This window comes from Thalassotalea sp. Sam97 (genome assembly GCF_041379765.1).
In the GTDB taxonomy this organism is placed as follows: domain Bacteria; phylum Pseudomonadota; class Gammaproteobacteria; order Enterobacterales; family Alteromonadaceae; genus Thalassotalea_A; species Thalassotalea_A maritima.
Map to the genome: position 1 here is coordinate 675,089 of NZ_CP166919.1, position 11,802 is coordinate 686,890.

General features: G+C 42.7%; 12 protein-coding genes. 7 read left to right on the forward strand and 5 right to left on the reverse strand.

Annotated features, from left to right (window positions below; translation table 11 throughout):
- Positions 1-235 precede the first annotated feature (235 nt).
- The 5 genes from ACAX20_RS02955 to ACAX20_RS02975 all read right to left on the reverse strand — a co-directional run bounded on the left by ACAX20_RS02955 (position 236) and on the right by ACAX20_RS02975 (position 4,534).
- Complete coding sequence (locus tag ACAX20_RS02955; RefSeq protein ID WP_371188464.1) at positions 236-1,501, reverse strand: AmpG family muropeptide MFS transporter; 1,266 nt, start codon at positions 1,499-1,501, stop codon at positions 236-238.
- Between the two features lie 107 nt (positions 1,502-1,608).
- Positions 1,609-1,944: a hypothetical protein gene (locus tag ACAX20_RS02960; RefSeq protein ID WP_371188466.1), complete on the reverse strand. Its 336-nt coding sequence runs from the start codon at positions 1,942-1,944 to the stop codon at positions 1,609-1,611.
- A gap of 254 nt (positions 1,945-2,198) precedes the next feature.
- Complete coding sequence (locus ACAX20_RS02965) at positions 2,199-2,807, reverse strand: peptidylprolyl isomerase (protein ID WP_371188468.1); 609 nt, start codon at positions 2,805-2,807, stop codon at positions 2,199-2,201.
- Between the two features lie 18 nt (positions 2,808-2,825).
- Complete coding sequence (locus ACAX20_RS02970) at positions 2,826-3,392, reverse strand: YajG family lipoprotein (RefSeq protein ID WP_371188470.1); 567 nt, start codon at positions 3,390-3,392, stop codon at positions 2,826-2,828.
- On the reverse strand, positions 3,392-4,534 hold the full coding sequence (locus tag ACAX20_RS02975; protein ID WP_371188472.1) for a methyltransferase: 1,143 nt from the start codon (positions 4,532-4,534) through the stop codon (positions 3,392-3,394). Before ACAX20_RS02975 ends, ACAX20_RS02970 begins: the two co-directional genes overlap by 1 nt.
- 54 nt (positions 4,535-4,588) lie before the next feature.
- On the opposite strand from ACAX20_RS02975, the gene ACAX20_RS02980 reads away from it, so the two are divergent.
- The 7 genes from ACAX20_RS02980 (at position 4,589) to ACAX20_RS03010 (ending at position 11,802) form a co-directional block, all read left to right on the forward strand.
- Positions 4,589-5,188: an alpha-ketoglutarate-dependent dioxygenase AlkB gene (locus ACAX20_RS02980; protein WP_371188474.1), complete on the forward strand. Its 600-nt coding sequence runs from the start codon at positions 4,589-4,591 to the stop codon at positions 5,186-5,188.
- Positions 5,189-5,229: 41 nt separating this feature from the next.
- On the forward strand, positions 5,230-5,547 hold the full coding sequence (bolA, locus tag ACAX20_RS02985) for a transcriptional regulator BolA (RefSeq protein ID WP_371188476.1): 318 nt from the start codon (positions 5,230-5,232) through the stop codon (positions 5,545-5,547).
- Positions 5,548-5,658: 111 nt separating this feature from the next.
- Positions 5,659-6,228 carry a TRAP transporter small permease subunit gene (locus tag ACAX20_RS02990; RefSeq protein ID WP_371188478.1) on the forward strand — a complete coding sequence of 190 codons (570 nt, stop codon included), beginning with the start codon at positions 5,659-5,661 and terminating at the stop codon, positions 6,226-6,228.
- On the forward strand, positions 6,228-7,610 hold the full coding sequence (locus tag ACAX20_RS02995; protein WP_371188480.1) for a TRAP transporter large permease subunit: 1,383 nt from the start codon (positions 6,228-6,230) through the stop codon (positions 7,608-7,610). The genes ACAX20_RS02990 and ACAX20_RS02995 overlap by 1 nt, the downstream gene beginning before the upstream one ends.
- Positions 7,611-7,690: 80 nt before the next feature.
- Positions 7,691-8,779, forward strand: a complete 1,089-nt coding sequence (locus ACAX20_RS03000; protein WP_371188482.1) for a TRAP transporter substrate-binding protein — start codon at positions 7,691-7,693, stop codon at positions 8,777-8,779.
- A 120-nt stretch (positions 8,780-8,899) separates the two neighbouring features.
- Positions 8,900-10,090: an enoyl-ACP reductase FabV gene (gene fabV / locus ACAX20_RS03005; RefSeq protein ID WP_371188484.1), complete on the forward strand. Its 1,191-nt coding sequence runs from the start codon at positions 8,900-8,902 to the stop codon at positions 10,088-10,090.
- A 377-nt stretch (positions 10,091-10,467) separates the two neighbouring features.
- Complete coding sequence (locus tag ACAX20_RS03010; protein ID WP_371188485.1) at positions 10,468-11,802, forward strand: Na(+)-translocating NADH-quinone reductase subunit A; 1,335 nt, start codon at positions 10,468-10,470, stop codon at positions 11,800-11,802.

The window sequence follows — 11,802 nt, forward strand, 5'->3', positions numbered from 1 at the left end:
ACAAATGATGTAAGCAAACCCTTTAAGTCCTTGCTTAGCGGTATAGTTATTTGATTTCAAATACCACCACCAAATGAGGCACATGATAATTGGCAGGATAAAGAATAATCGTAACAGCATCTACTTACCTTTTGTTTTAATTGATGTTCTTATTGTTCGGCTTTCGTTTACAGCATAGAACAAAAACGCTGGTTTTTTAACTTAAATCTTTTTTTATGACATTTATACGCAGCGGTCACCTATTTGGTTTTTCATGCCACGGTGCTACTTTGAACAGCATTAACATGCCAGGGACTGCTAACGCTGTACAAACAAAGAAAAACGACGTCCAACCAAGTTGCTCAACAATAAAGCCAGTGCTGGCGTTTGCAAATGTCCGTGGCAGTGCAGTAAGCGCAGTAAATAGGGCAAATTGCGTGGCTGCAAATGTTGGGTTGGTATTTTTAGCGATGTAAGCGGTAAATGCAGCGGTACCCAAACCAACCCCTAAATACTCAAAACCCATAGCAAAGGCGAGGGCAATATTGTTATCACCAATTACCGATAACGCGGCAAAACCCAGTATAGAGATAATTTGTACAAAGCCAAATAACCACAGCGCACGGTTTATACTTAGCTTGATCATAATGATACCGCCGACAGCTAAACCAACCGTCATCGCCACTAACGAGGCCGTCTTGGCAATCACGCCGATTTCAGTATTAGAGAAGCCTAAATCAATAAAAAACGGAGTCTGTAAGGCGGTTGCCATGTTGTCGCCAAGTTTATAAAGGAACAAAAATGACAAGATAAACAGCGCGGATTTAAGTCCTTCGCGATTAATGAACTCTCTAAATGGTAACACGACAGCGTCGTGCAGTGATTTTGGCGGATTAGCTTCGATATGCGCTTCTTTTATACACAAGGTTAATATAATGCCAATGAGCATAAACGCTGCAATAACAAGAAACACCAAAGACCACGGCATGTGGTCCGCTAAAATAAAGCCGAGGGAGCCAGGAACTAAGCCAGATAAGCGATAAGCTTGCACGTGCACCGAATTACCTAAGCCGAGTTGCTGATCGGTGAGTAATTCGCGTCGGTAAGCATCGAGGACGATATCTTGGCTAGCACTGAAAAATGCCACGGCTGCAGCTAAATAGGCGACGCTCCATATGGACATAGCAGGGTCAATATAAGCAAAAGCCGCTATTGATAATAGTAGCGCTACCTGGGTAACGAGCATCCATCCACGACGACGACCAAGAAAAGGTAAGGTATAGCGATCCATAGCCGGTGACCAAATGAACTTCCATACATATGGGATCCCAATTAGTGAAAATAGGCCAATCTCAGCTAAGCTAACGCCCTCATTTCTCAGCCAGCCTGGAAGTAGTTGATATAAGAAAAATAGCGGTAATCCGGAACTAAAGCCGGTAAAAATACAGATGAAGATGCTCTTATTGAAAACATTATCGATAATGGAGCGGTTATCCGGCGATGATTGTTCTGAAGCGGACATGGAAACACCTAGTTATTACGATATCGTTAGGCTACCAAATCATTGACGGGGATACCAAGAGAATGTGCTGATTTGCACGATATTCCCTTGGTGTTGAACTTTGGTATTTAAAATGCTGCGACAGGACGCCAACCAACACAATGTTTTGGGTAGCTTGTTTTGTCTTTTAGAAAGTCGAGACAGGTTTTAATTTCGGTTTGTAACTCGCTATTGTCTTGAACACTTGCTAACGAGGATATCTGAATTTCATGAATCAAGTGCCAAAATACGCGCTCTTTGCTGCTCCCTGGTGTGTCATCAGTGACATTAAGTTGATTCCATTCTTCAAAGCAGTCCCAAATAAACGTTTCTACTTCAGTATAATGGACAGCATTATTTAAAAGGCCATCAAGAAAATAAACCAGTTGACCAATTTTTTCGTTGATAAAGTTTTCTACTAACACGTTGCTCTCTATGTATATTCCATTATGTTTTTTGGCTGTATTCGAGCGGAACTGCTCGATGTGTGGGGGAGGGGTTAGCCAAAGATCGGTGTAATTTTTTTGTTAATTGAATATGTTAGCTCAGATATTGCCAAAAATTAAATAAAAATGAAAGGCCTTACATTTAAAGTGATTAAATAGTTTATGGTTCGTTGACCAAAAACAAAAAAAGCACCGTTTGATGCTTTTTTATACGCAATATTGTCCACTTATCGTTATTCTATTGAGTGAATATAATCCGCTGGGAGTAACGTTGCTTTTAACAAAATAATCGGCTCTTTCGGCACATCGGGCCAACCTTGTCCTTCATGAAAGTCGGTTTCTACTGCAGCCATTTTAGTCAGCACCTCGTCACCAAAGGTAACGCTACCAAATACGGTATAGCCCCAACTACGCCCTGGATCTAGCTCAGTGTTGTCACCGACATTAAAATAAAACTGGCGATTAGCACTATGTGGATCATGTTGGCGTGCCATGGCGATGGTACCTACTTCATTCTTAAGACCATTGCCGGATTCATTAAAAATAGGTTCACCTTCTTTGCGCGGGATCCAATTCACATCGTAACCACCGCCTTGTACCACAAAGTCCTCTATGACGCGGTGAAAGACCGTATTATCATAGCCCTTGGTGATCACATACCACAAAAAGTTATTAACCGCTAAAGGTGCTTTTACGCGATCTAATTCGACAATAATGACTCCCATCGACGTTTCTAGCTTAACCTGAGGGTACAAATTATTGGGATCGATGATTTTTTGTTTTGCGGCAAAACTGCTAAATGATAGGAATAGTGTACTGATTAAGATAAACAATCGTTTCATAGCGTTTTGTCCTTTGAGTTAACCTTTGATAAATTGTTGCAATTGCTGGTCTTGCATCACTTGCACGATGATTTTTCCCAATTGCTGATTAAAGTCACGCTGTAATTCATCGATATCCGCTGTTAGTGCGCCACGGGTTGTAGCTCTTAGCGTATAGGTTTTAGATAACGTTTGCTTCGCGTTCTCGGCCTCTACCTTTAATTTGATAATGGTATTGGCACGATAATCAAGTACGTCTTGATTTACATAGGTGCGAGCGCGCTCTACTTGAAACTGCAATAATAAATCGTCGCCTTCACCTAGTGTTAAGCCTTGTGACATCAGCTGCTCGCTAAACTGGCTATTTAATACTGAAGATAACGAACCATTGGCATTAATGTACACTGAAGGTTTATTTGCCGATAATACCTCAACCACGTGCGCTGTTTTACGCAAGTCATAGACGGATACCTTGGTATTCAGTTGCTGATACACCTTGTTAGCATCCATTTTAACGATAGGGTTAAGGTTAATTTTGCTTGGTTCTTGTGCGCAAGCAAATAAACACATGGCCGATACAACGGCGATCAATAGATTTTTTTTCATTACTTCTTCGCTGACAATACGACAAACTTTTTATTACTAGCGATGGTTTGGCAGTTATTAAATAACCGCTTCAATTTTATATGATAACCAAGCTGGCGATTGCCTATTATCCTTAATTCACCACCATTTTTCAAAGACTTGTAACTTTCTTTAAACATTTGCCACGCAATATGATCGGTTACCGCACTTTGCTGATGAAAAGGCGGGTTACAAAGGATCAGATCAAATTTATTATTACCACTGCTTGCTAGACAATCACCAACGGTGAACTGACATTGTTGTTCAAGCTCAGGTACATTGTTGATGATGTTGTGTTTAGCCGATGCTACGGCCATGTGTGACTCATCAAAAAAGTGCATGTCACAACCAGGATTATTAGCCAGCATCATCAAGCCTAACATGCCATTACCACAACCTAAATCGGCTACTTGCGCACCGTCGTTGACCGCTGGTAAATGGTCTAATAAAAAGCCACCGCCAATATCCATACTATCTCTGGAAAAAACATTGGCCATATTGGTGATGTCAAAATTACTGTTTGGCAAACGCCAAACTTTGCTTTGCGTTAGTGAACGTTTATTGCTTGCATCGACTTGGCTAAACACTAAACGCGCTTTTTTGACCGCCAGAGACGTGGTTGTTTCACCGAGGTGTTTAGTAAACAGTTTTAGTGTTGAGGTATGAATATCTTTTGCTCGTGCGGTACTGATGACTTTGCTCGAAGCGCTTGCAATGCGCTGAATTTGTTGCAATTGATATTCTAAATAGCTATTACTTTTGGGGATTTTTAATAAAATTAAATCAATGGGTTCGCTCGTGTCTAATTCACTAACGCTATCAAGCAAGCGGATATCATCTGTGCTGACGTTGTTTTGCTCTAAGTTGTGCAAAATACCTTGTTGCGAAATAAATGAATCATTGACTAGCTGTAGCGAGTGTTCAGCAAGGTTCACTGCCAATGCACCAAAGCTGTCGTTAAAAATGACAATGCGTTGATTTTTTGCTAGTAGGTTATGGTCTTGCAAATGGCTAAGCAGATATTCATCGGCAGCATCCCAGGCTTGCAAAGAGCGGTTTACTTGCGCTAACGGGAAACGATCTAAATGAACAGGGGCATCGTTGATGATAAAAGGGCTTAACATGCATGACTCTCAATTTGGTATAATGGCGCCCATTATCGTATTAATGGTCTGTGCATGCAATTACAAGTCGACTTAAGTGAATCACGACAGTTATTCGCTGGACAGTTATGTTATTTTCCCAACTTTCTGGCCGGCTCTGCTGATACCTTGTATCAACAGCTTGAGCAGTCGCTTGATTGGCAACAAGGGCACATTAAAATGTTCGGTAAGGTGATAGCGATTCCTCGCTTGCAAGCGTGGTATGGTGATGATCAGGCATTCTATCGCTATTCAGGAGTTACCATGCACCCCTTGCCGTGGACACCGTTATTATGGCAACTAAAAGAGTTGTGTGAGCAGACATGTCGAGCACCTTTCAACTCAACACTGGCAAACTATTATCGTCATCAGCAAGATAGTATGGGCTGGCATAGTGATAACGAAAAAGAATTAGGTAGCGCACCTGTTATTGCCTCATTGTCATTTGGGCAAGCTCGGCGCTTTTGTTTGAAACACAAAAGCAGTGGAGAACGATTCGAAATATTATTACAATCTGGCAGCTTGTTGATTATGCAGGGACAACTACAACAACAGTGGCAACATGCATTACCCAAATCAAGTAAAGCAATGCAAGGCCGTATTAACTTAACCTACCGTTATGTCTTTCCTCGCTAATTGCATGCGGTATATTCACTCAATTACAGGTAGAAAAGATTATGACTGTCGCCAGTATCATCGAAACTAAATTAAACGATTACTTTCAACCCGTTCACTTGCAAGTGATTAATGAAAGTTACATGCACAATGTTCCTGAAGGCAGTGAGTCACACTTTAAAGTGATTGTTGTATCAGATAAATTCAATGGCCAACGTTTGCTGGCACGTCACCGTCAGGTGAATGAAGTGCTTGCTGACGAGTTGGCAAACACTATTCATGCGCTAGCAATGCACACCTACACGCCAGACCAGTGGCAGGAAATGAATCCGACGATGGTGCCAAACTCGCCGGACTGTCTTGGTGGTAGCAAAAAGTAATTTTGACTTTATTTACACAAAACGCCGGATCTACGGCGTTTTGTGTATTTCCAATTCGTTAATTTTTTGTTATCAATAAGCCTCGAATAATAAAAATCATCCAGAGGCTCGATGTCCCACTCTGCTTTTTGCTCATTGCTGCTGCGCTACACCCGCTTGGTGGATACCTTTACTGAGCATCTTGGTCGCGTTATTGCTTGGCTGACTCTCATCATCGTCTTGTTAACCTTTGCTATTGTTGTATTGCGCTATGGCTTTAACCTAGGCTGGATTGCTTTACAAGAAGCTGTTTTATATGCCCATGGCTGTATTTTTATGTTGGGGGCTGCGTTTACCCTAAAACATGACGGCCATGTTCGGGTCGATATTTTTTATCAACGCTTTTCCTATCAGAAAAAGGCCTTGGTCAATTTACTGGGAACGATTTTTTTATTGCTACCTGTATGTGTTTTTATTGGTTACATCAGTTTTGACTATATTGCCTTGTCTTGGCGCATTTTAGAAAAGTCTAATGAACCCGGTGGGCTGCCATTAGTATATTTAAATAAGACACTCATTCTTTTGTTGGTTGTCACCCTTTCTTTGCAAGGCCTTGCCGAGTTGTGCCGCAATGCACATATTTTGCTTACGCGCTCACAGTCGTCTTCAACAGCGGACGATGCAACGCAGGAGGGTCGCTGATGGAATTTTTAGCCTTAGTGATGTTTGCTTGTGTTTGTATTGTGTTGTTGTTTGGCTATCCAGTCGCATTAACGTTAGCAGGGACATCGTTATTATTTGCAGGTGTTTCGACGTTATTTGGTGCATTCGATAGTGCTTTTTTATCTGCATTACCGTCACGCTATTATGGCATTTTAACCAATCAAACCTTACTTGCTGTGCCGTTATTTGTGTTTATGGGCATGGTACTTGAGCGTGCCAAAATCGCCGAAGAGTTATTAACATCAATGGCACAGTTATTTGGCAGGTTTCGTGGCGGTTTAGCTATTTCGGTGATTTTCGTTGGTATGTTATTGGCTGCGAGTACCGGCATTGTTGGTGCAACCGTGGTGACTATGGGACTGTTGTCGCTACCAACCATGCTTAAAGCCGGTTACAGTCCGCGCTTTTCAACCGGGGTTATTTGTGCGACGGGCACTTTAGGGCAAATTATCCCGCCATCGATAGCCTTAGTATTGCTCGGAGATGTGCTATCGAACTCATACCAATTGGCGCAGTTGAAGTTAGGTAATTTTAACCCTGATACCATCAGTGTCGGTGATTTGTTTGCCGCAGCGGTATTACCTGGCTTGCTATTGGTGGCCATGTACACATGTTACACCATTTTCGTGACGCTGTTTGCGAGCGAAGGAGTACCAGCGCCTGCAGAGTCGAAAATATCAGAGCAGAGCAAGATTAACTGGTTGCGATTAATTAACGCGTTAGTGCCGCCATTGTTGCTGATGGTATTGGTGCTGGGTTCTATTTTGGCCGGTTATGCAACGCCGACAGAAGCTGCAGGGGTTGGTGCTTTTGGTGCGCTGTTATTAGCCTTGATTAATGGTGCGTTAACACTTGCTAACCTGAAACAAGTAACCATTGGCACGATGAAAATCACCTCAATGGTGTTTTTGATTTTAATTGGTGCCAGCTTGTTTTCTTTAGTGTTTCGTGGCTTAGGCGGCGACGAGTTGATCCATGACTTTTTTCAGCAGCTCCCGGGTGGTGCCATATCGGCGATGTTGATTGTTATGTTGGTGATCTTTTTACTAGGGTTTATTCTCGATTTTATCGAGATCACCTTTGTGGTCATCCCCATTGTCGCCCCGATTTTATTGATGATGGATATCAACCCACTATGGCTGGGCATCATGATAGCGGTCAATTTACAGACCTCATTTTTGACACCACCATTTGGCTTTTCATTATTTTATTTACGTGGGGTTGCCGATAAGGCGATTAAAACAGGGCAAATCTATAAAGGCGTGATCCCTTTTATCGTCATGCAGTTGCTGTTATTGGCGGCGCTAGCGCTATGGCCCGAGTTGGTTACCTGGTTGCCAGAGTTAATATATTCACGCTAAATTGATAATTTACAAGTGATTTGTGTCACCAATATGATCAAATCTATAACCGACAAGATAATAAGAATACAAGGAATGCTATGAAACGAATCAAACAGCTACTTGCTATTGCGTCACTGTTGGCAATCATAACAGGTTGCGGTGAACAACAGCAGACAACTAGCCAAGTGGCACCGCAACAAACATTTAAATGGAAGCTGGTTACCTCGTGGCCGAAAAACTTTCCGGGCCTAGGTGTTGGTCCAGAAAAATTCGCTGCGCATGTGAATAAAATGAGTAATGGACGGCTAACCGTTGATGTGTTCGGTGCCGGTCAGTTGGTCCCAGGTTTTGAAGTCTTCGATGCGGTATCTGAAGGTACCGCCGAAATGGGCCATTCCGGTGCTTATTATTGGAAAGGCAAAATGCCTGCAGCATCATTTTTTGCTGCCGTGCCTTTTGGTATGAACGCGCTAGAGACTAATGCTTGGTTACATTACGGTGGCGGTTTGGAGTTATGGCAAGAGCTATACAAACCGTTTGGTATTATGCCGTTGCCAGGTGGTAATTCGGGCGCACAATTTGCCGGTTGGTTTAATAAAGAAATCAATTCTGTGGAAGATTTGCAGGGCTTGAAGATGCGCATAGGTGGTATTGGTGGTGAGGTAATGAGTCGCGCCGGTGCCGTACCTGTGAATATGCCTGGTGGTGAGATATTTTCATCGCTGCAAAGCGGCGCACTTGATGCCAGTGAATGGGTTGGCCCATATAACGATTTAGCCTTTGGTTTTTATAAAGCGGCGAAATACTACTATTCAACGGCATGGCAAGAGCCTACCGCGACCTTGGAATTTTTGATTAACGAAAAAGCTTTTAATGAATTGCCGAGCGATTTACAAGAAATAGTCAAAGTGGCAGCCCGAGCAGTGCACGATGATATGTTAAGTGAATACACTGCCCGTAATAGCTCTTCTTTAACCGCGTTAATCGAACAACACGGTGTCGAAGTAAAAACGTTTCCATCAGAGGTTATCAACACCTTAAAACAGACAACGGCGACAGTGATTAATGACATGGTCAGTGAAGATGTAAGCGTTGCCAAGGTATGGGCGTCATATAATGACTTTTATCAGCAGATAAAGCGTTATCACCAAATTAGTGAGCAAGCATATTTGCAAAACCGACAATAACATACTCAGTCTATCGCAATTAAAAATTGCTGCTCTGACCTCATTTGTTGCCAATTGAGGTACAATAGTGGCAATTTTTAGTATTTACCGTTCAATTTAATAACAACGAAGGTTTTATCTATGGTTATCAAGCCGAAGGTACGTGGTTTTATCTGTACCAATGCTCATCCAGTTGGTTGTGCACAGCACGTTCAAGAACAAATCGATTACGTAAAATCTCAACCACAAGCCAACAACATGCCGAAAAAGGTATTAGTTATCGGTGCCTCAACGGGCTATGGTTTAGCATCACGTATTACCGCTGCCTTTGGTGGTGGTGCATCAACACTTGGTATTTTCTTTGAAAAAGAGCCGACAGAAAAACGTACTGCGTCTGCTGGTTGGTATAACACTGCGGCGTTTGAAAAAGCGGCTACGGCAGAAGGTTTATACGCTAAGCACATTAACGGCGATGCGTTTTCAAATGAGTTAAAAGAAAAAACGATTGAAACCATCAAACAAGACCTAGGTCAAGTTGACTTAGTAGTTTACTCTCTGGCCGCGCCTCGTCGCACCGATCCGGTAACTGGTGAAGTCCACGCATCAGCTCTAAAGCCTATTGGTAGTGGTTTTACGACCAAGAGTTTAAACACGTCTAAGCGTATTATTGAAGAAGTTGCGGTTGAACCAGCTAATGAAGAAGAAATCGCTGGCACCATTAAAGTAATGGGTGGTGAAGACTGGGAACTTTGGATGAACGCATTAAAAGATGCAGGCGTGTTAGCTGACGGTTGTAAAACAGTAGCGTATACCTACATTGGTAAGCAATTAACGTGGCCGTTATATGGTAAAGCGACGATTGGTCGTGCCAAAGAAGACTTAGACCGAGCTGCAAGCGAAATTCGTAGCGTAACCGCTGACCTGAACGGTGAAGCGTTTGTAACGTCATTAAATGCCGTGGTAACTCAAGCGAGCTCTGCGATTCCAATTATGCCATTGTACATCTCTGGTTTGTTTAAAGTGATGAAACAAGACGGTACGCATGAGAACCCGATTCAGCAAATTCAAGGTTTATTCCGTGACAATTTGTATAGTGCAAGTCGTGATCTAGATGAACACAACCGCATTATGCAAAACCTAAAAGAACTTGAAGACGATGTACAAAACCGTGTTCAGCAAATTTGGGATAGTGTTGATACTGATTCAATCGACGAATTAACCGACTATGTTGGTTATAATCATGAGTTTATGAAGTTATTTGGTTTTGAGGTGGATGGCGTAGATTATGACGCTGACGTGTCACCATTAGCACCAATTAATAACTTAGTGTAAGCAACACCTCTGCTGGCATTGTTTGCCAGAAAAGTGTGCTAAAATGCCCAACGTGCCAAGTTGCACGCTGGGCATTTTTTATTTTACAGTTGTAAAATGTCTTTACGCTTGCCCTTTCATACCGAAAACAGCTTGTTGCTATGCGGGGTTTCAACAGGCTTTGACTATAATGAGTCACAGTTCGGAAAATGCTATTTTTGTGTTTTGATCATAGATATCACCTTGGTTTTTGTGCTAAAATTCGCGCCGGAAAATTTTTGAACTTAAAGGCTTGCCGAAAAGTCGATCGTAACTGGTTGATTTGCCGTGCAAGATAGAATGGGTCGTATGGGAAACCGTATTGGCTCTTAACTCCTTTCAACGTAGTGCATGTGTTTATGATTACAATAAAAAAAGGTCTGGATATCCCTGTAAACGGGGCTCCCCAGCAAGTAATCCATGATGGTTCGGCCATCAAAACCGTTGCGGCATTAGGCGAAGAGTTTGTGGGTATGCGCCCAACCATGTTCGTAAGAGCTGGTGATAGCGTTAAAAAAGGTCAAGTTCTTTTTGAAGACAAAAAGAATCCTGGCGTTAAATTCACATCTCCAGTTGCCGGTGTTGTTAAAGAAATCAACCGTGGTGAAAAGCGTGTTTTGCAATCTGTTGTTATTGAAATCAATGGCGACGAAGAAGAAACATTTGCTGCATACGGTGCTGAGCAATTAGCATCTTTGTCACGCGACGATGTTGAAGCAAACCTAGTTAATTCTGGTTTGTGGACAGCTATCCGTACGCGTCCATTCAGCAAATCACCAATGCTAGGTTCAGTCGCTGCTGATATTTTTGTTAGTGCGATGGATACCAACCCATTGGCTGCTGATCCGCAAGTTGTTATTGCAGAGCAAAAACAAGCGTTTGAACACGGCTTAACGGTACTTTCTCGTCTTACTGAAGGTAAGGTTTTTGTATCAAAAGCACCTGGTGCGGATATTCCTGCGGGTAACGCAGTAGTAAACGAATTCGCTGGTAAACACCCTGCGGGTTTAGTGGGTACTCACATCCACTTCTTGTCACCGGCTTCGGCTAACAAAACTGTTTGGCACGTAGGCTACCAAGACGTTATCGCTATCGGTACGCTATTTACCACAGGTAAACTTGATTCTAACCGAGTTGTTGCCTTAGCGGGCCCTGCGGTTAAAGAACCTCGTTTAGTTCGCACAATTTTAGGTACAAGCACCAACGAACTTACTGCTGGTCAGTTGGTTGATGGTGAAGTACGTGTAATTTCTGGTTCTCCATTACAAGGTCAAGCGGCGTCAGGTGTTCATGCCTACTTAGGTCGTTTCCACGTTCAGGTTGCTGCGCTTCTTGAAGGTCGTGAAAAAGAGTTCATCGGTTACATGTACCCAGGCCCGAACAAATTCTCTGTTACTCGCGCCTACATGGCACACTTCTTCAAGAGCAAGTTGTTCAACATGACAACGACCACTAACGGCTCATCTCGTGCAATGGTACCAATCGGTAACTACGAGCGCGTTATGCCATTAGATATCTTACCAACCATGTTACTACGTGATCTTGCTGCCAAAGACACAGACAGTGCTCAACAGCTTGGTGCACTTGAGTTAGATGAAGAAGATTTAGCATTATGTACCTTCGTATGTCCTGGTAAAACGGATTACGGTGTATTGTTGCGTGACGTGTTAACCACCATTGAGAAGGAAGGTTAG

What these genes read in the sequence shown, in the direction of transcription:
- ACAX20_RS02955 (WP_371188464.1), bottom strand. Translation starts at nt 1,501, where the DNA reads ATGTCCGCTTCAGAACAATCATCGCCGGATAACCGCTCCATTATCGAT.
- ACAX20_RS02990 (WP_371188478.1), top strand. Translation starts at nt 5,659, where the DNA reads ATGTCCCACTCTGCTTTTTGCTCATTGCTGCTGCGCTACACCCGCTTG.
- ACAX20_RS03010 (WP_371188485.1), top strand. Translation starts at nt 10,468, where the DNA reads ATGATTACAATAAAAAAAGGTCTGGATATCCCTGTAAACGGGGCTCCC.
- fabV (WP_371188484.1), top strand. Translation starts at nt 8,900, where the DNA reads ATGGTTATCAAGCCGAAGGTACGTGGTTTTATCTGTACCAATGCTCAT.
- ACAX20_RS03000 (WP_371188482.1), top strand. Translation starts at nt 7,691, where the DNA reads ATGAAACGAATCAAACAGCTACTTGCTATTGCGTCACTGTTGGCAATC.
- ACAX20_RS02980 (WP_371188474.1), top strand. Translation starts at nt 4,589, where the DNA reads ATGCAATTACAAGTCGACTTAAGTGAATCACGACAGTTATTCGCTGGA.
- bolA (WP_371188476.1), top strand. Translation starts at nt 5,230, where the DNA reads ATGACTGTCGCCAGTATCATCGAAACTAAATTAAACGATTACTTTCAA.
- ACAX20_RS02975 (WP_371188472.1), bottom strand. Translation starts at nt 4,534, where the DNA reads ATGTTAAGCCCTTTTATCATCAACGATGCCCCTGTTCATTTAGATCGT.
- ACAX20_RS02995 (WP_371188480.1), top strand. Translation starts at nt 6,228, where the DNA reads ATGGAATTTTTAGCCTTAGTGATGTTTGCTTGTGTTTGTATTGTGTTG.
- ACAX20_RS02970 (WP_371188470.1), bottom strand. Translation starts at nt 3,392, where the DNA reads ATGAAAAAAAATCTATTGATCGCCGTTGTATCGGCCATGTGTTTATTT.
- ACAX20_RS02965 (WP_371188468.1), bottom strand. Translation starts at nt 2,807, where the DNA reads ATGAAACGATTGTTTATCTTAATCAGTACACTATTCCTATCATTTAGC.